Below are 21,468 nucleotides of genomic sequence, written 5' to 3'. Positions count from 1 at the left end.
AGGGAATATGGAATGAAGGGGATTTTACTTCGAGGAATGCAGCAGGGATTAAATACATCATGGACATTAGGAAAAGTTATTTTTCCTGTTACGTTAATCGTTACGATTTTACAATTCACGCCCGTTTTACCATGGATTATAAAGCAACTTACTCCTCTAATGGGATGGTTAGGGTTGTCTGGGGAAGCTGCTGTACCACTTGTTTTAGGAAATGCGCTGAATCTTTATGCGGGTATAGCAGCGATTGTTTCATTTGATTTTACGGTTAAAGAAGTATTTATTATGGCGATTATGTTATCATTTTCCCATAATTTATTTATTGAATCTGCCGTTGCCTCTAGGGTAGGTGTTAATTGGTGGTTGATCTCAGGAATTAGAATAGGGTTGGCGCTTTTCGCTGCGATTATCATTAACTTCCTGTGGAATGGCGGGGCGGAACAAGCAGCATATGGATTCATTTCTTCGGCAAATCCTGAATTAACAGGTTGGGGAGAGATTATTCTACATGGTCTGCAAACAGCTATTGTGGCCATTGCTCAGCTAGCTATGATTGTGATACCACTCATGATAGTTATGCAATTTTTACGTGAAAAAGGATGGTTGAATTATCTGTCTACTAAATTTGCTCCGTTTACAAGGGTTCTTGGAATGAAAGAGAATACCTCAATGACCATGGTAGCTGGGCTGACAATAGGTTTAGCATATGGTGCTGGTGTGATGATTCAGGCTGTGAAAGAGGATGGCGTTGAAAAAAAAGATATGATTCTAGCACTCATCTTTCTTGTTTCCTGTCACGCAGTAGTTGAGGATACGGTCGTATTTATCCCATTGGGAATCCCAGTATGGCCACTACTAGTTATTCGACTCATTACAGCAATTTTATTAACAATGGCAATTTCATTCATTTGGAACAGCATAGATAAGAACAAAAGAAGGAAGGAAACCACTAATGAGCATTCGTACAATACTTTTTGATTTAGATGGGACACTAATCGATACAAATGAATTAATTATTGCGTCATTTATTCATACATTTAATGCTTATCATTTAGAATATTCGCGTGAGGAAATTATAGAATTTAATGGACCTCCGTTGGTTGATACATTTACCAAGATTGATGCAAGACGAGCAGATAGTATGGTTGAAACCTATCGTGAGCATAATTTAAAAGAACATGATAATTATGTAAAACCGTTTCCGCATGTAGTTGATACTGTAAAAAAGCTACAGGAGAATGGGATTGAAATGGCGATTGTGACAACAAAGATGAGAAAAGGGGTAAATAAGGGGCTTTCATTAACAGGGCTGGATAACTATTTTGAAACAGTTATTACTATAGATGATGTGATGCATCCAAAACCGCATGCAGAACCTGTGTTAAAAGCAATGGAAGCATTGCAAGCCGATCCCAAGAGGACATTGATGGTTGGTGATAATTATCATGACATTGAAGCGGGGAAAAATGCTGGGGTACAAACAGCAGGTGTTGCTTGGACCTTTAAAGGTAAACAACGTTTACTGGAATATAAACCGACATATATGCTAGATGATATACGTGATTTACTGCAAATTACTGGAGTGTAGCCAATGCGAAAAACAAAGCGTTACCCTGTGCAGAATATGAATGCATTATGGCAAATTTATAATACAGTACCTTTTTGGAAGGTAATGAAAAATTTTATTGTGATTCAGATAGCAAGGTATACACCTATTTTGCCAATGAAAAATTGGTTGTATCGCAAGCTTTTACGGATGGAAGTTGGAGAGTATACAGCATTCGCTTTGATGGTAATGCCGGATATTATGTTTCCAGAAAAAATTAAAGTGGGAAAAAATAGTGTTATTGGCTATAATACAACCATTTTGGCACATGAATATTTAATAAAGGAATATCGTATTGGAACGGTAACGATTGGTGATGAAGTAATGATTGGAGCGAATTCAACGATATTACCAGGTGTAACGATTGGTGATCATGCGATTGTCTCTGCTGGCACGTTGGTACATAAGGATGTACCAGCTGGATCTTTTGTTGGTGGAAACCCGATGCAAGTGAAGTATACAAAAGATCAAGTTAAAGAAAGGGAAGAAAAATTGAAGCTAGAGTAGGTGATTGAATTGAACATACCAACTGGTATTTTACCTGCGATCCGAAAAATGAAAGATTTTGATAAGGCTTTGGATACCCCTCATGAATCCATAGTTATTCTAGAAACTAGATTGGCGCAGATAAAAAGTTTAGTGGACTATTCTAAGCGCGCAAAAAAAAATATATTGGTACACTTCGATCTTATTCAAGGATTAAAGTCGGATGATTATGGTATGGAGTTTTTGTTAAGAGAAATTAAGCCAGACGGTATCTTATCAACTCGAGCAAATGTTATTAGTATGGCGAAAAAGCATCAATTGTTAGCAATCCAACGTGTGTTTTTATTAGATAGCTTAGCCCTAGAGCAAAATATAAAAGTAATTAATCGAGTACAACCAGATTGTATCGAGGTATTGCCTGGACTTATTCCATCAATGGTGCATCAGATCCATGCCAAAACGGAATTGCCAGTAATCGCTGGAGGATTAATTACCAACGAGGAAGAAGTTAAAGCTGCTTTACAAGCTGGTGCTGTTGCTGTTTCAACATCAAATACAGATCTTTGGAAGATGATGTAATTTATTTCATGGTTGTTCGCTGATATAATAGATATAGTTTAAAATTGGCTAGGTAATCGTTAATGTAGATTGACGAGTGCCTAGTTTTTTATCTTTGTGAAAATGTACGCTTAAAGAATCTATTAATAACTTTCTGGAATTGTGGAATACCAAAATATCAACTTTTTTAATGGAGGTATTTTAGTATGTCTGCATTTTTTGGAGAGTTAATTGGTACCATGATTCTAATTATTTTCGGCGGGGGAGTAGTAGCTGGGGTCAATCTGAAGCACACATTATCTGAAGGATCAGGTTGGGTTCTAGTCTCCATAGCTTGGGGTCTTGGCGTTACCATGGGTGTTTACGCAGTAGGTAATATTACTGGAGCCCATATTAACCCAGCTGTTACACTAGGTTTTGCTGCAATTGGTGAATTTCCTTGGGCGCAGGTTCCGTTATATATTTCAGCACAAATGCTAGGTGGCTTTATTGGTGCGATTATCGTTTTTTTTCATTATTTACCACATTGGAAAGAAACGAAAGATCAAGCTACAAAGCTAGGTGTGTTTTCTACCGGACCTGCTATTCCTAATACGCTAGCAAATTTAATTAGTGAAATTATAGGTACGTTTATACTAGTAATGGGTTTATTGTTTATTGGTGCGAATACATTTACAGAAGGATTGAATCCACTAATTGTAGGGTTGCTCATTATTGCTATTGGTATGTCTCTTGGTGGAACGACAGGATATGCGATTAATCCAGCTAGAGATCTAGGCCCAAGAGTGGCTCATTGGATTTTGCCAATTCCTGGGAAAGGATACTCTAATTGGAGCTATGCTTGGATTCCGGTAGCTGGCCCGGCAATTGGTGGTATTTATGGTGGACTTTTTTATGAGGCAATTTTTAAATCTCATGCTACAATAGTATTTTGGGTTTTTACTGCTGGTGTTTTACTATTGTTTATTACTGCATTAGGTAATGAACTAAAAAAGGCTTAATAATTACTAAATAAACGTATGACGGTTTTTTGGGGAGGAATAGAAATTGGAAAGATATATATTAGCACTTGATCAGGGGACAACCAGTTCACGTGCAATTATTTTTAATCATGCTGGTGAGATTGTTGCAACGGGACAAAAGGAATTTGAACAATATTTTTCAAAACCAGGCTGGGTAGAGCATGATGCCAATGAAATATGGACTTCTATACTTGCTTGTATCTCTGATGCACTTCGTAAGGCAGATTTAGAGCCATTTGATTTAGCTGGTATAGGTATAACAAATCAAAGAGAAACAACAGTTGTATGGGATAAAAACACTGGCAAACCTATTTATAAGGCGATTGTTTGGCAATCTAGACAAACTAAGGATATTTGCGATCAGCTTAAAAATGAAGGTTATAATGATGTCTTTCGGGCAAAAACAGGTTTATTAATTGATCCTTATTTCGCAGGGACAAAAGTGAAATGGATATTAGATCATGTCGATGGTGCAAGAGAAAAAGCAAATAATGGAGATCTTTTATTTGGTACGATTGATACATGGCTAGTCTATAAATTAACTGGTGGGAAACGCCATATTACGGACTATTCTAATGCATCTCGAACCCTCATGTATAATATTTATGATCTGAAATGGGATGAAGAATTATTAGAAATTTTAGGAGTACCGAAATCCATGCTGCCAGAGGTAAGGCAGTCTTCAGAGGTGTATGGTACTACGGTGGATTATCACTTTTTTGGACATGAGGTTCCAATTGCTGGAATTGCAGGAGATCAGCAGGCGGCCTTGTTCGGACAGGCTTGTTTTGAAAAAGGAATGGCAAAGAACACATATGGTACAGGATGTTTTATGCTAATGAATACAGGAGAACAAGGAATGCAATCAAAACATGGTCTCCTTACTACACTTGCTTGGGGAGTCGACGGTAAGGTAGAGTATGCATTAGAAGGAAGTATCTTTGTTGCGGGATCAGCAATCCAATGGCTGCGAGATGGCTTAGAATTAATCGAAAACTTGTCAGATACTGAATCACTTGCTCACGCTGTTTCTTCTACAGAAGGTGTATACGTAGTCCCTGCATTTGTTGGATTGGGAACGCCATATTGGGATAGTGATGTCAAAGGTTCTATATTTGGCTTAACGAGAGGAGCTACAAAAGAACACTTTGTACGAGCTACTTTAGAAGCATTAGCGTATCAAACAAAAGATGTTGTCGATGTTATGGAACAGGAAGCTGGTATGAAAGTGAAAAAATTCCGAGTTGATGGTGGAGTTGTCCAAAACAATTTTTTAATGCAATTTCAAAGCGATATGCTTGATGTTGCTGTAGAACGTCCAGTGGTTAATGAGACGACGGCATTGGGAGCTGCTTATTTAGCGGGTCTTGCTGTTGGCTTTTGGGAAAACAAGGAAGAGATTGCTCAGCAATGGAAAGTAAATCGAACCTTTAATCCTACAATCATAAAAGAAGAAAGAACCAAATTATATACGGGATGGAAACAAGCAATAAAAGCAGCACAAGCTTTTAAGTAAAGTACTATACGAAATAAATGAATTATGCTATACTATAAGTAAGTTAATAGTGTGGACGGAGAATTGGAGAAGCCGCAAGCAACTAATGTAAGAATTGCATTAGTTTGTTTTGCGGCTTTATTTTTTATGTATTAGGAATTTTTTCCGTCTGCGTATACATGACTATCCAGAAATATGGGTATTGATATGTATAGACATTACTAGAAACGGGGAGTGAATAATAGTGAGTAATTTTTCTAGTCACGAACGCAATCAGCGATTAACAAAGATGGAAAATACAGAGTTAGATTTACTAGTTATTGGTGGTGGAATTACAGGATCAGGTATTGCTTTAGATGCTGTAACTAGAGGATTAACAACAGGGCTAGTAGAAATGCAGGACTTTGCAGCTGGAACCTCCAGTAGATCAACGAAATTAGTACATGGTGGACTACGTTACTTAAAACAATTTGAAGTAAAGATGGTTGCAGAAGTTGGAAAGGAAAGGGCCATCGTTTATGAAAATGGTCCACACGTAACCACACCTGAATGGATGATGCTACCATTCCATAAAGGTGGCACATTTGGTCCATTTACTACTAATATTGGATTACGCGTCTATGACTTTCTAGCAGGAGTTAAAAAAGGGGAACGCCGGAAGATGTTTAACCCAGAAGTAGCGCTAGAGAAGGAGCCTCTTGTTAAGAAGGAAAATTTAAGAGGCGCGGGTTATTATGTTGAATACAAAACAGATGATGCGCGACTTACCATTGAAGTATTAAAAAAAGCCGTGCAAAAAGGAGTACTTGCGGCAAACTATACTAAAGTGGTTGAATTTATTTACAATGATAAAAACCGCGTAAAAGGTGTTGTCGTAGAAGATCAGATCAGTGGAGAACAGTATCGCATTTTTGCTAAAAAAATTATTAATGCAGGTGGACCGTGGGTCGATAATTTAAGAGAAAAAGATGGATCGAAAAAAGGCAAAGCATTACACTTAACAAAAGGGATTCATTTGGTGTTCCCGAAAGAAGTCTTTCCTTTACAGCAAGCGATTTATTTTGATACACCTGATGGACGGATGATTTTCGCTATTCCTAGAGAAAACATCACCTATGTAGGGACAACGGATACTAGTTATAAAGGAGACATCGCTAATCCCAAAATGACAGTCGAGGATCGTGACTATCTAATTGATGCGATTCATTATATGTTCCCTTCCTTAAACATTACAGCGGATCATGTCGAATCAAGTTGGGCTGGTTTACGTCCGTTGATTGCAGAAGAGGGGACAGAAAATCCAAGTGAGATTTCACGGAAAGATGAAATTTTTGTTTCTGATTCTGGTTTAATATCCATGGCTGGAGGTAAATTAACTGGATATCGAAAAATGGCAGAACAAGCTGTTAATACAGTAACAAAACAGCTTCAAGAAGAAGAAGGTATCATGTATTCGAAATCAGATACAGTACATTTACCAATCGCAGGAGGAGAAGTTGGCGGTTCTAAAGGCTTCAAAAAGTATTTAGAGAGAAAAACCGTAGAAGCTGTAGCAGAAGGTTTAGATGAAGCAACTGCTATTTATTTAATTAAGAAGTATGGTGCTAACTTTGATGTTATTTTTGAGTTATATCAAACGAAGCAGGAGGAAGCGAAACAAGCAGAAATTGATCCAGTCGTTTTCGCTCAATTACTTTATGCGATGGAATATGAAGCTGCTTATAAACCAGTTGACTTCTTTATTAGACGTACAGGTGCGCTCTTCTTTGAAATAGAGTGGGTAAAATCACATCAGGAAAAAGTGATTGACTACATGGCACGAACGTTAAATTGGACAGATGATCAAAAAGAAATGTTTACAGAGGAACTACAGCAGCTGCTATATGATGCTGTTCACCCTGTAGCAGAATAAGGTAATAAATATAAAGCGGAGCATTGCAAAAAAGCTATGCTCTGTTTTTTTACGTCGTGGGGCTATTTTCTTATCACGCTATATAAATCACCTAGTAATTATGGTATACTTTGTTCGTATGTTAACAAACTAGGGGGATATACATGCAACACGTTACAAATAATATAAATGGAAAACAAAACAACGTTCTCCCTTTTATTCCTGAAGGTGATTTTTATTTCACAAAAGGTGTAGAAGCATTTCAAAAAAGAAAATTTGATATAGCTGTTAAATGGTTAAAAAAGGCTGTTGAGAAAAAACCATCTGATGCATTGTACCAATGTCAGCTATCAATTATATATACTGAAATAGGTTCTTATCATGCTGCAAACCAATTGTTAACCAACGTATTACAATCATCTGAATATGTTGATTGCTACTATTTACTAGCAAATAATTATGCACATTTAGGGTTATTAAACGACGCCAAAAAATATGCTGATTTGTATTTAGAAAAAGAACCTGAGGGTGATTTTAGTGAAGAAGCCTTTAGGTTATTAGAGCTGATCAATATTGAAGATGATGAAGATATCGATGACTGGGAATTGGAAGATGAGGATGAACTACTTATTTACCAAGAAACCGTATTCTATCATATGGAAAATATGGAATGGGATAAAGCTATTCCGGTATTAGAAGAAATGATGACTTTGTTTCCGGAACATAAAATGACAAAACATGATTATACTCAGGCATTATTTTTCTCTGGACATCCAGAAGAAGCTATTGAGATGGAATTAACTATGTTGAAGGAAGATCCTAATTCATTGTATAGCCATACAAATTTAGCTTTATTTTATTATCAAATTGGAGCACAAGAAGAATATGATTTGCATATTCAGACATTACTAAATGTATATCCAATTCATGAACAACAAAAACTGCGAATCGCTGTTACTTTATCAAGAACAGGTGAGCACGAAGCAGCGTATCCTCGTTTTTCGTCACTTGTCAAAGCGAAAGTAAAAGGACATCCCTCTTACTTCCGTTGGTATACCAAGTCTGCATATTATATTGGTGAACAAGAGAAAGCAACTGTTATTTGGCAAGAAGGCATAAAAAAACACCCCAAATTAACCAAGGAGGAGGCGCCTTGGGAACAAAGTAGTAGGAATTGAGCATAATAATAGACGAAACACGTTGATTTTATTAAGCTTAGTATGTCTGAATTATTATAGTGAAAAAGGGGCGATATCGATGTCCGAAAATCATATGTATGATGTTATTATTGCAGGGGCTGGTCCAGCTGGGATGACTGCGGCGGTCTATGCTTCTCGAGCTAATTTGGAGACATTAATGATCGAGAGAGGAATTCCCGGTGGTCAAATGGCAAATACCGAGGATGTTGAAAATTATCCAGGTTATGATCATATTTTAGGACCGGATCTTTCTAATAAGATGTTTGAGCATGCAAAAAAATTCGGTGCAGAGTATGCGTATGGTGATATTAAAGAAGTTATCGATCATGGAGACTATAAAACAATCGTAGCAGGAAATAAAGAATACAACACGAGAGCACTAATCATTACTACTGGAGCACAATACAAAAAGCTGGGAATTCCAGGTGAAGAAGAATTGAGTGGTCGTGGTGTTTCCTATTGCGCGGTTTGTGATGGTGCATTCTTTAAAGAGAAAAATTTAATTGTTATTGGAGGAGGCGATTCGGCTGTAGAAGAAGGAATATATTTAACACGATTCGCTGATAAGGTGACAGTTGTGCATCGTCGTGACGCTTTACGTGCCCAACGTATTCTACAAGATCGCGCTTTTGATAATGAAAAGATTGACTTCATTTGGGACACTGTTGTGGAAAAAATTAATGAAGATGGCGGAAAAGTTGGAAGTGCAACTTTGAAAAACAATAAAACGGGAGAAACATACGAGTATTCTATTGATGGAGTGTTTGTATATATTGGAATGGTCCCTTTAAGTGAACCATTTAAATCGTTAGGAATTACAAATGATGAAGGCTATATACCAACAAACGAAAATATGGAAACGACGATTCCTGGTATCTTTGCTGCAGGAGATATTCGTGATAAGACATTACGTCAAATTGTGACTGCTACTGGAGATGGAAGTATTGCAGCAGAAGCAGCGATTAAGTATGTGGAAGATCTACAAGAAGAACTAAAAACCACAAATTCCTAGCTATTAAGAGGGTACTATAGAGAATAAATGAGAGATCACACCGGTAAAAGTCTAACTGGAGAATTACAATAGAACCACCTTTGTGCTCTCTTTCAATGGAAAATTTGAACTGATCGTGTTCATCATATCGATGGATGGAGTGTATGCATAGATCATAGTAACAATTGTATGAGACGAAACATCGGTGGGGACGACGAAATTTCACCATGGATAAAGCTTTACTTTATAAAGAAAAATTTACCAATAGTAATTGGTTCTTAATCCTGTTGTAATATGTTCGAAATAATCATGGGTTATAATTAGAAGTAACTAATTGACCCCCTTTTAATAGATAGATTAGTTTTTGGCACAGGTGTGAAAACCTGTGCTCTTTTTTTGTCGAAATCCCCATTATATTGTATACATATAGTCTCATAAATCAGTCGTATGGAAGTTTAATTCGTAAACTAGTATAATAAAAGAAATGGAATTTAGTTGTTCCTCTTCATACGGGGTGATTTGTAATGCAACAGGTAACGAATTGCATAGTAATAGATAATAACCATATATTAGTACTAAAAAAGCCAAGGCATGGCTGGTATGCTATTCCTGGAGGAAAAAAGGAACAAGGAGAAACGATCCAGGAATCTGTTATTCGAGAATATAGAGAAGAAACAGCATTAGTGCTCAAAAATCCAAAATTAGCAGGTGTTTTCACATTTTCTATTATGGAAGGACAAACACTTATAAAGGAATGGATGATGTATACGTTTATATGCCGCAAGTACAGTGGTGAACTTACGGCATATTGTCGAGAAGGTGAATTAGAATGGGTCCCCGTAAATCAAGTTTTAGATTTACCGATGGCAGAAGGGGATCAAATGATTTATAAATATCTGCTTGCTAATGAGCAAGTCGTGTCGGGTGCCTTTTCATATACAGCTAAAGACGAACTAATTAATTTTCGGATTGATCCTATAGAGCAGTAGGATTTAGGTAAAGGGGAGATACAAAATGAGAAATGGAGAACAAGAAACAAAGTTGGTTATCATTACAGGGATGTCTGGAGCTGGGAAAACAGTAGCTGTTCAAAGCTTTGAAGACTTAGGATACTATTGCGTAGATAACTTACCTCCTACATTACTACCGAAATTTATTGAGCTAATGAAGGATTCTACGAACAACATACAAAAAGTAGCTCTTGTTATGGACTTACGAGCTAGGGAGTTTTTTGATACGTTATTTGAGGCACTAGACGTATTGGCTAAAGAAGATTGGCTTGAAGAACATATCTTATTTTTGGATGCAAAGGACGAAAAATTAGTAAGTAGGTATAAAGAAACGAGGCGTTCTCATCCCTTAGATGTTGGTGGTCTTCCGCTAAATGGTATTAGGCAGGAAAGAGAAATTCTTGATGAATTAAGAGGAAGAGCTCAGCGAATAATCGATACGACAAACTTAAAGCCTAAGGATCTACGAGAAAAGATTGTTCAAAAATATTCAGAGGAAAGGCAAGAAGTATTTTCTGTTCATATGGTCTCGTTCGGCTTCAAATATGGTCTGCCAATTGATGCAGATCTGGTGTTTGACGTCCGCTTTTTACCTAATCCTCACTATGTCGCAAATTTACAGCCCTTAACGGGGCTTAATGCAGATGTTGCTTCCTATGTATTTAAATGGACAGATACACAGAAATTTAATGCTAAAGTATTAGATCTTTTACAATTTATGCTCCCTCAATATAAAAAAGAAGGTAAATCACAATTAGTAGTTGCAATTGGATGTACGGGGGGACAGCATCGCTCTGTTGCACTTTCAGAGTACTTTGCCAAAGAGCTATCTTCTCAATATATTACTCATGTCAGCCATCGTGACATCGATAAAAGAAAGGGATATTAATTATGAGTGAAGAAACCCTGCCGCGTGTTGTAGTTGTTGGGGGCGGAACAGGAATGCCAGTTTTACTACGTGGCTTAAAAGATCTGCCTATTCAATTAACGGCACTTGTGACGGTAGCTGATGATGGCGGCAGTACAGGTAGATTACGAAATGAAATGGCAATTCCAGCTCCTGGTGATATTCGTAATGTAATTGCTGCACTATCAGATGCAGAACCAATGCTCATCGAGTTATTCCAGCATCGCTTTAGTGTTGGTAATGGATTATCCGGCCATTCCATGGGAAATTTGCTACTTGCTGCAATGACATCAATTACAGGTAATTTTAATATGGGAATTCGTGAGATCTCACGTGTTTTAAATGTCAAAGGGAAGATTTACCCTATTTCCAATGATAACATGTCATTACATGCGGAGATGGAGGATGGCACTATTATTTCAGGTGAATCAAATATTCCATTATCAAAGAAAAGAATTGAGCGTGTGTTTTTAAGCCCACAACCTGTTCAACCACTACCAAATGCAGTCCGTGCCTTAAAAAAGGCAGATCTAATTGTTATTGCTCCTGGTAGCTTATACACAAGTATAATGCCGACAATCATTATGCCACAAATTGATGAAGCTATCCGTCATACAACAGGTCAGGTAGTTTATGTTTGTAACGTTATGACACAGGCTGGAGAAACAACAGGTTATACAGCAGCAGACCATGTTCAGGCAATACGAGATCATATTGGTGAAAAGAGTGTTGATGCAATTGTGGTGCATAATGAACCGATAGAGCAGACGGTTCGTGATATGTATGCGGAGGAAAATGCAGCCCCGGTTATTTATGATACAGATCGTTTATTAGAAATGGGCTTAAGAATTATTGAAGGGGATATAATTGATCCAACTCAATCTACATTACGACATGATAATCATAAAGTTGCATCATTATTATATTCTATTTTAAAAAATAATGGATAGCTAAGAATACAAGTAAAGGGGGGATATGATTGTCTTTTGCTTCTGAGATAAAAAAGGAATTAACAGCCATCGATATAGATGATTGCTGTATGCATGCAGAATTGGCTGCACTCATCCGTATGAATGGAGCGATATCCCTATCCAAGCAAGAATACACCTTAGACGTACAGACGGAGAACGCAGCTATTGCGAGAAGAATTTATACATTAATTAAGTCAACATATGCTCTACCTGTAGAGTTATTAGTACGCAAAAAAATGAAATTAAAGAAAAATAATGTTTATATTGTTCGGCTAAAGGAAGATGTGCGTTCTTTATTAAAGGATTTAACTATATTGCAAGAGCCCTATACCTTTACAAGGAATATATCCGAGAGATACGTAAAAAAATCTTGTTGCAAGCGTGCCTATTTACGTGGAGCGTTTCTTGCAGGTGGCTCCATTAATAATCCGGAGACATCTTCCTATCATTTGGAAGTATTTAACTTTTATCAGGAGCATAATGATGCACTTTGTGATTTACTTAATGCGTTTGATTTACATGCTCGTAAGCTGGAAAGGAAAAATGGATATATCGTATATATGAAAGAAGCAGAAAAGATTACGGAATTTCTTAGCATTATCGGTGCACATAATGCTTTATTTAAGTTTGAGGATGTACGAATTGTGCGTGATATGAGAAACTCTGTTAATCGACTTGTTAATTGTGAAACGGCTAATTTAAATAAAACGATTGGTGCAGCATTTCGTCAAATAGAAAACATTAACCTAATTGAACGTACAGTTGGTTTAGATCAGTTACCGGAAAAACTCAGGGAAATCGCAGTTTTACGTGTAAAACATCAGGATGTCTCCCTAAAGGAGCTTGGTGAATTAGTTACAAGTGGTAAAATATCAAAATCAGGTGTAAACCATCGCTTGAAAAAAATCGATGCTTTTGCTGAAAAAATTAAAAAAGGTGAAGTTTTACAGTAATTGTTTAATTTGATTACCATTCATGATATAATACGGATAATTTAAAATCTTGTAGTTTAATGTAGCCCTTCGTGATTCAGTGGGAAATTCCACTGAATCACCATATTTCGTTCTATTTATGTAATATTTGATAGCGTTTTCATTTAAGGGGAGGATGAGGTATTTGGTTGAGAGGTCAATTAAGGTGGAACTGACAACTGGCTTACAAGCGAGACCTGCAGCAGAATTTGTACAGGAGGCTAACCGATATACATCTCATATATTTCTTGAGAAAAATGGTAAAAAAGTGAATGCAAAGAGTATCATGGGCTTGATGAGCTTAGCGATAACTACTGGAGAACAGATTACGTTGATCGCAGAAGGAGCAGATGAAGAAGCAGCATTGTCACAACTTACTTCCTTTGTTGCCAAAAAGTAATAAAAAATCCCTTTCTTTTTGTGAAAGGGATTTTTTGAATAAAACTATTCTGGTTTACGTTCCATTATTTTATCAATCAGACCATACTCAACAGATTTATGAGCTGACATAAAATTATCGCGATCTGTATCTCGCTCGATAACATCTATTGGTTGACCAGTACGCTCTGAAAGAATTTCATTAATTTTTTCACGCATTTGGATGATTCTACGTGCGTGAATTTCAATGTCTGTAGCTTGGCCTTGTGTCCCTCCAAGCGGTTGGTGAATCATAACTTCACTGTTTGGTAATGCAAAGCGTTTCCCTTTTTCACCTGCTGCAAGTAAGAATGCACCCATAGATGCTGCCATCCCTGTGCAGATTGTGGAGACGTCAGATTTAATAAATTGCATGGTATCATATATAGCCATACCAGCAGTGATAGATCCACCTGGTGAATTAATGTATAACGAGATATCTTTTCCTGGATCCTCTGCTTCAAGGAATAGTAATTGTGCTACAATGGAATTTGCCACATTATCATCGATGGCACTCCCTAGCATAATGATACGATCTTTTAGTAAGCGTGAGTAAATATCGTAGGCACGCTCTCCACGATTTGTTTGTTCAATAACTGTAGGTATTAAATTCATGTAAAATCCTCCCTTATCTATTCGAATATCCATTAGATCGGATATATTTATCATAACTAATAGGTCAAAAAAGGTCAAACAAAAAGTTTAACTCGTAACCAATGAAAATACACTTCCATCATTCCCATAATTGTCAAAAATAAACCTATGATAACTAAAAATACTTGTGTAACTACTAATATGACGTTATAATATTCTATGTGTCTTAATTAGTGAATAGTACATGCGCCCGTAGCTCAGGGGATAGAGCAACGGTTTCCGGTACCGTGAGTCGGGGGTTCGAATCCCTCCGGGCGCGTAATTATGATCGTAGAAGAAGATAATAAAATAAGTAATAAAACACGTATAAATCTTGAAGTATCAAGATTTATACGTGTTTTTTGTTTGCAATATTTTTTGCAATTTTTTCAGTTAGAAACAGATTAAGATTTAAATGAAGTCAATTTCATTAACCATCCAGCCTATTAAATATAGAATAATTTATATGTTAATAGTGGAATACAGTTGATTTTCACTACAGCCGGACGAGTGCAGTCCGCGGAAGCCTTGTCTTTTTAATTCCTGCGTGTGTCTTAGTTGCACATGTATTCAAGCAAGCGTAGTTACCTTTAATCTTAATAAGTAGAAGCTGTGTCATACCTTCACGAACGATTGTCCTTGTATTTTTGCGAATAAACCGGGGATAATCTACAAAAATTAAGATCATTACTCGAAAATGGAGTTGGATCATATGTCGTATAGAAGTCAAATACCTCGAGAAGAAGGAATAGATCATACTTTAAGTCTTATAAGAGAAGGATATAGGTATATCTTAAATAGACGTCAAATTTTTAGTTGTGATATTTTCGAGACAAGGCTAGTTGGAAAAAAAGCGATTTGCATGGGAGGTAAAGAAGCAGCAGAAATATTTTATGACAACGAGAAATTTAAAAGAAAAGATGCAGCTCCTAATCGGGCAGTACAAACATTATTCGGTAAGAATGGAGTTCAGGCTTTAGATGGACAAGCCCATAGACAACGTAAGGAAATGTTTATGTCGATCATGTCTTCCAATGAACTGGACAGATTGACTGGAATTATAAGAAAACAATGGAAGTTAGCGGTAGATAAATGGGTGCAAATGGATAAGGTTATTTTTTATGAAGAAGTTAAGGAAATTATGTGCAGAACAGCCTGCGAATGGATAAGTATACCCGTGTCAGCAAATAAAGTAAAAGGGGTAACGAAAGATTTAGGGGCAATGTTCGAGTCAGTAGCAGCTATTGGCCCCACCCATTGGCTAGGAAGGAATGCTAGAAATCGTATAGAAAAGTGGGTAGGGAAACTCGTTGAAGAGATTCGTGATGGAAAAGTGAATGTATCTGAAAATAGTATTTTGTACAAATTTATTAGGTATCACGATCCATATGGGAATTCTCTTGATACAGATACAGTTGCTGTAGAAGTGATTAATATCTTACGGCCACTTGTAGCGATTGCTATATTCATCAATTTTATTGCTTTAACAGTTTATCATTATCCAAACGAAACGAAGAAGCTTGAAAGGAGTGATGAGAAATATTCTCTGAAGTTCATACAAGAAGTTCGGCGATTCTATCCATTTTTTCCTTTTGTCGCCGGACTGGTAAAAAACGATTTCATTTGGAAAGGGTATAAATTTGAAGAAGGTACGTTAACCTTACTAGATCTTTATGGTACCAATCACGATCCAAACATTTGGGAGAACCCTGATGTGTTCAACCCTGATCGGTTTACTACATGGGATGGTGGCTTATTTGACTTTATTCCACAAGGTGGGGGAGATTATTTTATGGGGCATCGGTGTGCTGGTGAGTGGGTGACCATAGAGATAATGAAAGTAAGCCTTGATTATCTAGTAAATCGAATAAACTATGATGTTCCTGATCAAGATTTAAGTTTTAGTATGGTTAGCATGCCAAGTATTCCCCGTAGTAAAATGGTGATAAAAAACATTAGCAAGAGAGAATAAATCCATTTTCTATTCTAATTGCGGTTATAGTGAGAGGCTATGTATAGAGGGCGAACAGTCAATTAATGGTTAATTGTCTCCTATTGAGATATGAAATATGCGGATTAATGGGTGGAATGAGAAGTAAAAAGGAATCCTCATTCCACAACCTTTTGTAAGTAGATTTTAAAAATGGTTTAATTTCGCTTTTTTTATCTTTGGCCATCTGGATTTTGGAACATACTTTATCATTGTTTCAAATAGGGAACCCCATTGCAGTTCCGTTAAAGATGCAACTGGAGTTTCATTATTTATTTGAAGATTTCTTTTTAAATGCTTCATTTGCGGTGGTGTAAATATACCTTTTAATGCAATCTCGATAGGATATTGTGGATGTTTAAGTGCATAATCAGCTAGTCCCCAGAAGATTAAATAATCGCTAATAGGTACAATCGGTTTCGCCTTTCTATTTATTTTAATCACAGCGGAATCAACTTTTGGTGGCGGGGAAAAATTTCTCCTAGAAATTCCTTTAACATACTGAATATCAAACCACATTTTCCAAGCGATCACATATGATTCCTTCACAAAATTTGATGTAAATCTTTTAGCTACACCATTTTCCATTACAATAACCCCACTTTGAAAACCGCTTGAAGGTTTATTAAGAAACATTTTCATAATCGGCGTTGTAATAGCATATGGAATATTCGAAACAACTACAAATGGCTCTTGAGGTAATGAAATACGTAATATGTCTTGCTTTATGATTATAGTGTTTTTCATTTCAAGTTGTTTTAATTTCTTTATGAAGTTTGAATCGTATTCTATAGCGAGAACCTTTCTTGCTCGGGAGCTTAAAATACTAGTAATTGCTCCTTTTCCAGCTCCTAAATCTAATACAAGGTCGCTTTTTGAAATACGAGCAATATTTACAATATCATTTATTAAACGCTTATTGTGAATGAAATGCTTCCCACTGAAATTTGATGGAGTTCCAGTAGACGATTTTTTATGCTGATATCTCTTCCTGCTTCTTGCCATGATTTAACAGTCCTTTCTTAAAATATTTGCATTCGGCTCTGAATGCAAAAAAGCCACAGACATAGGCGTCTGTAGCTTCCAGTAAACGGAATGCATCATTATGCAGAATGAGATATTGTAAAAAAACTAATCAGCACAAAATGAGCCTTCTTATTTAAAGAGCTAAAGCAATTTCTCATATAAATAAAAAGGAAAGATTGTATAATCAGTCCTTCCTCTCATTTTATTAATAAAATATAGTAATGAAGATTGTTAAAAATGAGCAGATTTATCCCGCTTACTCTGTAGCAAAACAGAGCCTTCGAACGTATTAAATTACCAGTTCAAAGTACGGATAATAATAATTCCACCCATAATTTTTTAACAACCCTCCTTCGTTTAGTTTACACTAGAATTCATTTATATTATAAATACTGCTAAAGTGTACGTCAATAAAAATTATACTTGCTACTCAACGTAGTAATAGTTAAACGATAATTTGAGTAACTCACCATAAAACTTTCGTTCGGATTTATAATTCTTATTTAAAAATATAGTTGTTACATTATCTGTCAATTCATCCTTCACATCAAATTATTTTCCATACATATATCTCTCTAATACTCTTCTTGTTTATCCCGCATATAATTGGCAGTTAGTCTCCAATACCAGTAATAAAGTGAACCCAATATGGATAAGGGGGGCGACTGCCGGTAAATTGTCCGATTGGTTCAAAGAACTTTAGATCATATCCCTCTGGTACTAACAATCCGTAGGTGATAAACCACCCCCCAACTGATTGAAAAAATTCGCTTTGTCGGAAATTAATGCTTAAACATCTACATTACTTGTTAAATTACGAATAAGAGCAGGAATTTGTTAATCAGTGTCGTAATATATAGAATAAGTGATTTACTTCTGTAAATTTAATTTACGAATGAAAATAGTAATGGTTTTAGCTAATGTTTACACCTTCTTCGCATATATATAAGTACGAGCTCCATTATTTTTGTTTTGTGGATTCTTTAATCTTATTGTACAGGGGGTGAGAGACATGGATAGAGGTACGCTTATTCGCACGATTGTCTTAGTATTAGCTTTAATTAACCAATTTCTCATTGCAGCAGATTTGAACCCAATACCTGGTACGCACGAACTTTGGGGTGAAATTATTTCGATGATTTTTACGGTGTGTGCCAGTGTGTGGGCATGGTTTAAAAATAATTATGTAACAGTAAAAGGAAAGAAGCAAAAAGAAGTATTGCAGGCGAATAACTTAATTAATTAAGTTATAAGTGGCAGGGAAAAAACACAACTTCTTTACTCAAAATATGAATAATCATGTTATCAATAGGAGTACCATCGCTGCACCATGAAACTATACGTGCTTTCCGCGGGCATGGCCACTCAGCTCACTTGGTAAAGGAAAACATGTTACCAAGTGGATCTTCGAACTCGTGCTGTTCCCGCTGGATAAGCAAGGCTTCGGAAGCAATACATCGCACGTAGAAAATGCATTCTTCTTTTTCAAGGAGTCTCGCATATTTCAGGTGCTAAATTAATTATTCTAAGAACAAAAGCACAAGCGTCCGATTAGAAACGTAGCGTCTGGAACGAGTCAGAGATAAAGGAAACAAAGGTGAGCTTGTGAGCCGATGATTACTTAGCTTAGGGCGATACGCGAAGTAGTTTCGTTTCTGGTCGCTCTTAACACGACCCATATTTATCTTTGTCATTCCCTATACCATTAAAAAACGAACGATCATTAATTTAAACTAATAATCGTTCGTTTTTTTATTAACCCCATTTTTGTTTTAGTTAAAATAGGAGAAGCAGGTTTTGGGTATCCTATAAAAGGGTGATAAACATGAAAGCAAATGATATGGAAAGCAAACGCTTTGATAAAGCACTTGATGAATTTATTGATTTGTTTAATAATCTGGAAGCGGACACACCGATCATACAATTTGGTCAAGACGTCATTAAAAATATAGAATTAGCAAAACAGAAATATGGTAACGAGGCAATAGATGAAAAAATAAATGCAGTTGTTCGTGAAATGCTGTCCTGGCTAGATTTAGAAGCTGATGCTAAAGCAGAAGAGAATGCTAAAAAAGACGACGAAGATTAACAGGTAGAATGAACCTTTCGCACCACGTAAGTTTTAACGAACTGGAGTGAATGAAATGAAGCCATAGAGTAAGTTTTTTTCTATACATAAATATATTGCCCTATTTTCAAGCAAAAATAGGATTAGATATTATTTTTTGTTACAATGGTATTGTACAATAAGGCTTTCATGGGTGGCGGTTTCACTCCCTGACTGATGAACAGGAGAGGGGGTGATGCCTATGACAGTGTTCGAAGCACTTGTGCTAATGATCTCGTTTGGTTCATTGGTTGTTGCTTTACTGTCACAAAAAAAATAACCACCCATAAGCCTGGCAAGCATAGTGGGTAGTTATTTTCTATAAACTGTGTGAGCCGCCCCCTTGAAGGGCTATTGTACATGGCCGTTGGTGTACCAGCACCAGCGGTCTTTATTAAAGTTTTTTCTAAGTCTAGATCAAATGCTTTTTTATTTTATTCATATTATCTATTTTTATTATACCCGATTAGCACAAATATGCAAACCTTCAGTTAGTTATTTTGTGGTTCATAAATGTCCCAAGCTGTTTTAAGTGATTTAACAATGTAAGCCGCTGCATCCTCAATCATTAATTGATCAGTTGCAACAGCCGAATGGTGATCTTGATAAATTGATTTCCGTTCTTCAAATAGTGCTTTAATTTCCTTTAAGCTTTTGTCTTGCAAAACAGGTCTACTGTCTATGAGTAAGCTAATTCTTTCTTGCCACGACTCCCACGATAAATCTAAATAAAATACGATACATTCTTCCAGACAGACATTTCTTATTTCCTCCTGAAGAAAGGCACCACCGCCTAGAGAAATAATTTTTAGTTTTTGCTTGCAAAGTTTTTGTAAGATTTCTTTCTCTTTATGTCTAAAGACTTTTTCACCATAAGTCTGGAATATCTCAGAAGCAGGCATATGAAACGCTGATTCAATTTCTTTATCTGCATCAATAAAATCTCGGTAAAGCATTTTTGCCACTTCTTTACCAATAGATGTTTTTCCAACACCCATGAATCCAATTAATGCTATACTTTTTTGTCGTAATGGTGTTTCGTTCGTGCTCATAAGTAACCTCTTTCTTCACAGGAATGTTTCCCTAATTATAAGCGAAATAGTATACACATGCACGTTAATTGAAATAATCTCATATTGGCAATGATTGCTGTAACGATTATAATGAGTAGATAAGTTGCTAGGGAGAGGATAAATGATGAATATCGTATCCGTAAAGGATATCCTTATTGGTAAAGGTATTCCGAAGGTGATTATCCCTTTAATGGGTGTTAATTTACATGAGTTAAAGTCTGAACTCAATGAGGTAAAGAAAGAAAACCCGGATATTATTGAATGGCGTGTTGATGCTTTAAAAGAGGCGGAAAGTATCGAAGCGGTCATTTACGTACTCTCAGAATTACATAAAGAAATGGATGGCATACCACTACTCTTTACATTTCGTTCCTATAAAGAGGGTGGAATGAAAAATTTGAATACATCCGTATATATAAATTTGTTAAGCACAGCAATCGAATCGGGATATCTTGATTTAATTGATCTTGAATTGTTTACAGGCACCATTGAGATTAAACGTTTGGTGGAAAAGGCAAAGAGGAACCAAGTTATAGTAATTATGTCTAATCATGATTTTGAAGGTACGCCGACGAATGAAGAGATGACTAATCGCTTGATTTCGATGGAAAACGCTGGAGCAGACATCGTTAAGATTGCTGTTATGCCTAATAGCATATCGGATGTTCTCCGGTTGTTAACTGTTGCGGAAACTATAAAAACTACTGCAAAGCAGCCATATATAACTATTGCGATGGGAAAAAAAGGAATATTGAGTAGAATAGCAGGCGAATTCGTAGGTTCTGCAGCAACCTTTGGCTCAGGAAAGCATGCCTCTGCACCAGGACAAATCGCTGCTGAAGAGTTGAAATATTTAATGGAGAGACTACACTATCATTCCAACTGCTGAACACATTTTTTAGCAGTTGGAATTTTAGGCTGAAAGAAATACCCACAACGAAAAAACACCCGCACGAGATATAAAGTTTTACAAAAATTCTACGTTGCATGTTCTAATGATTAAATAAAGTGAAAATTCAATCATAGGGGGTTAGTTTATCTCCAATGATAGTTCGTACCACGGTATGACCTAAAGGCTCTTAACCCGGACATTTACTGTCAGTTATATACGGAATAAA

Annotated in this window: 22 protein-coding genes and 1 tRNA gene; 20 read left to right on the top strand and 3 right to left on the bottom strand. The window is 36.4% G+C overall.

Annotated elements, in window-relative coordinates; translation table 11 throughout:
• The first annotated feature begins 12 nt into the window (after positions 1-12).
• The 14 genes from RVS70_RS07275 to RVS70_RS07210 all read left to right on the top strand — a co-directional run bounded on the left by RVS70_RS07275 (position 13) and on the right by RVS70_RS07210 (position 13,504).
• Positions 13-975 (top strand): nucleoside recognition domain-containing protein, encoded by a 963-nt coding sequence (locus RVS70_RS07275; RefSeq protein ID WP_121605664.1) that lies wholly within the window; start codon positions 13-15, stop codon positions 973-975.
• Complete coding sequence (gene ppaX, locus RVS70_RS07270; RefSeq protein ID WP_121605663.1) at positions 950-1,585, top strand: pyrophosphatase PpaX; 636 nt, start codon at positions 950-952, stop codon at positions 1,583-1,585. The genes RVS70_RS07275 and ppaX overlap by 26 nt, the downstream gene beginning before the upstream one ends.
• 3 nt (positions 1,586-1,588) lie before the next feature.
• Entirely contained in the window at positions 1,589-2,110 is a 522-nt protein-coding gene (locus RVS70_RS07265; protein ID WP_026681667.1) for an acyltransferase, read from the top strand.
• A gap of 9 nt (positions 2,111-2,119) precedes the next feature.
• Entirely contained in the window at positions 2,120-2,668 is a 549-nt protein-coding gene (locus tag RVS70_RS07260; RefSeq protein WP_026681666.1) for a glycerol-3-phosphate responsive antiterminator, read from the top strand.
• Positions 2,669-2,853: 185 nt separating this feature from the next.
• Complete coding sequence (locus RVS70_RS07255; protein WP_121605662.1) at positions 2,854-3,648, top strand: MIP/aquaporin family protein; 795 nt, start codon at positions 2,854-2,856, stop codon at positions 3,646-3,648.
• Between the two features lie 46 nt (positions 3,649-3,694).
• Complete coding sequence (glpK, locus tag RVS70_RS07250) at positions 3,695-5,185, top strand: glycerol kinase GlpK (RefSeq protein ID WP_121605661.1); 1,491 nt, start codon at positions 3,695-3,697, stop codon at positions 5,183-5,185.
• A 223-nt stretch (positions 5,186-5,408) separates the two neighbouring features.
• A complete protein-coding gene (locus RVS70_RS07245; protein WP_121605660.1) occupies positions 5,409-7,076 on the top strand; it encodes a glycerol-3-phosphate dehydrogenase/oxidase in 1,668 nt (555 codons plus the stop codon).
• A 143-nt stretch (positions 7,077-7,219) separates the two neighbouring features.
• Positions 7,220-8,233 carry a tetratricopeptide repeat protein gene (locus RVS70_RS07240; protein ID WP_026681662.1) on the top strand — a complete coding sequence of 338 codons (1,014 nt, stop codon included), beginning with the start codon at positions 7,220-7,222 and terminating at the stop codon, positions 8,231-8,233.
• Between the two features lie 79 nt (positions 8,234-8,312).
• Positions 8,313-9,266 (top strand): thioredoxin-disulfide reductase, encoded by a 954-nt coding sequence (trxB, locus tag RVS70_RS07235; protein ID WP_121605659.1) that lies wholly within the window; start codon positions 8,313-8,315, stop codon positions 9,264-9,266.
• Positions 9,267-9,769: 503 nt separating this feature from the next.
• Positions 9,770-10,234 (top strand): NUDIX domain-containing protein, encoded by a 465-nt coding sequence (locus RVS70_RS07230; RefSeq protein ID WP_026681660.1) that lies wholly within the window; start codon positions 9,770-9,772, stop codon positions 10,232-10,234.
• Positions 10,235-10,259: 25 nt separating this feature from the next.
• A complete protein-coding gene (gene rapZ, locus RVS70_RS07225; protein ID WP_026681659.1) occupies positions 10,260-11,144 on the top strand; it encodes an RNase adapter RapZ in 885 nt (294 codons plus the stop codon).
• Between the two features lie 2 nt (positions 11,145-11,146).
• Positions 11,147-12,112, top strand: a complete 966-nt coding sequence (locus tag RVS70_RS07220) for a gluconeogenesis factor YvcK family protein (protein WP_026681658.1) — start codon at positions 11,147-11,149, stop codon at positions 12,110-12,112.
• Positions 12,113-12,141: 29 nt separating this feature from the next.
• Complete coding sequence (gene whiA, locus RVS70_RS07215; RefSeq protein ID WP_121605658.1) at positions 12,142-13,086, top strand: DNA-binding protein WhiA; 945 nt, start codon at positions 12,142-12,144, stop codon at positions 13,084-13,086.
• A gap of 163 nt (positions 13,087-13,249) precedes the next feature.
• Positions 13,250-13,504, top strand: a complete 255-nt coding sequence (locus RVS70_RS07210; RefSeq protein WP_026681656.1) for an HPr family phosphocarrier protein — start codon at positions 13,250-13,252, stop codon at positions 13,502-13,504.
• 44 nt (positions 13,505-13,548) lie between these two features.
• Here RVS70_RS07210 and clpP read toward each other — a convergent pair whose 3' ends face one another.
• Positions 13,549-14,136 carry an ATP-dependent Clp endopeptidase proteolytic subunit ClpP gene (gene clpP, locus RVS70_RS07205; RefSeq protein WP_026681655.1) on the bottom strand — a complete coding sequence of 196 codons (588 nt, stop codon included), beginning with the start codon at positions 14,134-14,136 and terminating at the stop codon, positions 13,549-13,551.
• A 225-nt stretch (positions 14,137-14,361) separates the two neighbouring features.
• Here clpP and RVS70_RS07200 point away from each other — a divergent pair.
• Both RVS70_RS07200 and RVS70_RS07195 read left to right on the top strand, forming a co-directional pair.
• Positions 14,362-14,434: transfer RNA gene (locus RVS70_RS07200), tRNA-Arg, on the top strand.
• A gap of 432 nt (positions 14,435-14,866) precedes the next feature.
• A complete protein-coding gene (locus tag RVS70_RS07195) occupies positions 14,867-16,126 on the top strand; it encodes a cytochrome P450 (protein WP_121605657.1) in 1,260 nt (419 codons plus the stop codon).
• A gap of 165 nt (positions 16,127-16,291) precedes the next feature.
• Here the strand turns inward: RVS70_RS07195 and erm are convergent, their stop codons facing one another.
• Positions 16,292-17,149: a 23S ribosomal RNA methyltransferase Erm gene (gene erm / locus RVS70_RS07190; protein WP_026681653.1), complete on the bottom strand. Its 858-nt coding sequence runs from the start codon at positions 17,147-17,149 to the stop codon at positions 16,292-16,294.
• Positions 17,150-18,182: 1,033 nt separating this feature from the next.
• Between erm and RVS70_RS07185 the strand changes: the two genes are divergently transcribed.
• The 3 genes from RVS70_RS07185 to RVS70_RS23365 all read left to right on the top strand — a co-directional run bounded on the left by RVS70_RS07185 (position 18,183) and on the right by RVS70_RS23365 (position 19,557).
• A complete protein-coding gene (locus tag RVS70_RS07185; protein ID WP_026681652.1) occupies positions 18,183-18,416 on the top strand; it encodes a phage holin in 234 nt (77 codons plus the stop codon).
• Between the two features lie 579 nt (positions 18,417-18,995).
• Positions 18,996-19,259 carry an atypical membrane-integrating protein (Mistic protein) gene (locus RVS70_RS07180; RefSeq protein WP_121605656.1) on the top strand — a complete coding sequence of 88 codons (264 nt, stop codon included), beginning with the start codon at positions 18,996-18,998 and terminating at the stop codon, positions 19,257-19,259.
• Between the two features lie 214 nt (positions 19,260-19,473).
• Positions 19,474-19,557 (top strand): putative holin-like toxin, encoded by an 84-nt coding sequence (locus tag RVS70_RS23365; RefSeq protein WP_220096165.1) that lies wholly within the window; start codon positions 19,474-19,476, stop codon positions 19,555-19,557.
• A 211-nt stretch (positions 19,558-19,768) separates the two neighbouring features.
• On the opposite strand, the gene RVS70_RS07175 is transcribed toward RVS70_RS23365, so the two are convergent.
• Positions 19,769-20,329, bottom strand: coding sequence for a shikimate kinase (locus RVS70_RS07175; protein WP_121605655.1), 561 nt, complete (start codon positions 20,327-20,329; stop codon positions 19,769-19,771).
• Between the two features lie 142 nt (positions 20,330-20,471).
• On the opposite strand from RVS70_RS07175, the gene aroD reads away from it, so the two are divergent.
• Positions 20,472-21,239 carry a type I 3-dehydroquinate dehydratase gene (gene aroD, locus RVS70_RS07170; protein WP_240455766.1) on the top strand — a complete coding sequence of 256 codons (768 nt, stop codon included), beginning with the start codon at positions 20,472-20,474 and terminating at the stop codon, positions 21,237-21,239.
• Positions 21,240-21,468: the final 229 nt, after the last annotated feature.

The organism is Virgibacillus sp. M23 (genome assembly GCF_034190895.1).
Lineage (GTDB): Bacteria > Bacillota > Bacilli > Bacillales > Amphibacillaceae > Virgibacillus > Virgibacillus salarius.
The sequence above is the reverse complement of the archived record's forward strand: the minus strand, read 5'-3'. Positions and strand labels throughout refer to the sequence as shown.

Coding starts and splice junctions, on each gene's coding strand:
- RVS70_RS07220 (WP_026681658.1), top strand. CDS start 11,147: ATGAGTGAAGAAACCCTGCCGCGTGTTGTAGTTGTTGGGGGCGGAACA.
- clpP (WP_026681655.1), bottom strand. CDS start 14,136: ATGAATTTAATACCTACAGTTATTGAACAAACAAATCGTGGAGAGCGT.
- RVS70_RS07265 (WP_026681667.1), top strand. CDS start 1,589: ATGCGAAAAACAAAGCGTTACCCTGTGCAGAATATGAATGCATTATGG.
- RVS70_RS07230 (WP_026681660.1), top strand. CDS start 9,770: ATGCAACAGGTAACGAATTGCATAGTAATAGATAATAACCATATATTA.
- ppaX (WP_121605663.1), top strand. CDS start 950: ATGAGCATTCGTACAATACTTTTTGATTTAGATGGGACACTAATCGAT.
- RVS70_RS07275 (WP_121605664.1), top strand. CDS start 13: ATGAAGGGGATTTTACTTCGAGGAATGCAGCAGGGATTAAATACATCA.
- RVS70_RS07195 (WP_121605657.1), top strand. CDS start 14,867: ATGTCGTATAGAAGTCAAATACCTCGAGAAGAAGGAATAGATCATACT.
- trxB (WP_121605659.1), top strand. CDS start 8,313: ATGTCCGAAAATCATATGTATGATGTTATTATTGCAGGGGCTGGTCCA.
- RVS70_RS07180 (WP_121605656.1), top strand. CDS start 18,996: ATGAAAGCAAATGATATGGAAAGCAAACGCTTTGATAAAGCACTTGAT.
- erm (WP_026681653.1), bottom strand. CDS start 17,149: ATGGCAAGAAGCAGGAAGAGATATCAGCATAAAAAATCGTCTACTGGA.
- RVS70_RS23365 (WP_220096165.1), top strand. CDS start 19,474: ATGCCTATGACAGTGTTCGAAGCACTTGTGCTAATGATCTCGTTTGGT.
- aroD (WP_240455766.1), top strand. CDS start 20,472: ATGATGAATATCGTATCCGTAAAGGATATCCTTATTGGTAAAGGTATT.
- RVS70_RS07185 (WP_026681652.1), top strand. CDS start 18,183: ATGGATAGAGGTACGCTTATTCGCACGATTGTCTTAGTATTAGCTTTA.
- RVS70_RS07255 (WP_121605662.1), top strand. CDS start 2,854: ATGTCTGCATTTTTTGGAGAGTTAATTGGTACCATGATTCTAATTATT.
- RVS70_RS07240 (WP_026681662.1), top strand. CDS start 7,220: ATGCAACACGTTACAAATAATATAAATGGAAAACAAAACAACGTTCTC.
- RVS70_RS07175 (WP_121605655.1), bottom strand. CDS start 20,329: ATGAGCACGAACGAAACACCATTACGACAAAAAAGTATAGCATTAATT.
- rapZ (WP_026681659.1), top strand. CDS start 10,260: ATGAGAAATGGAGAACAAGAAACAAAGTTGGTTATCATTACAGGGATG.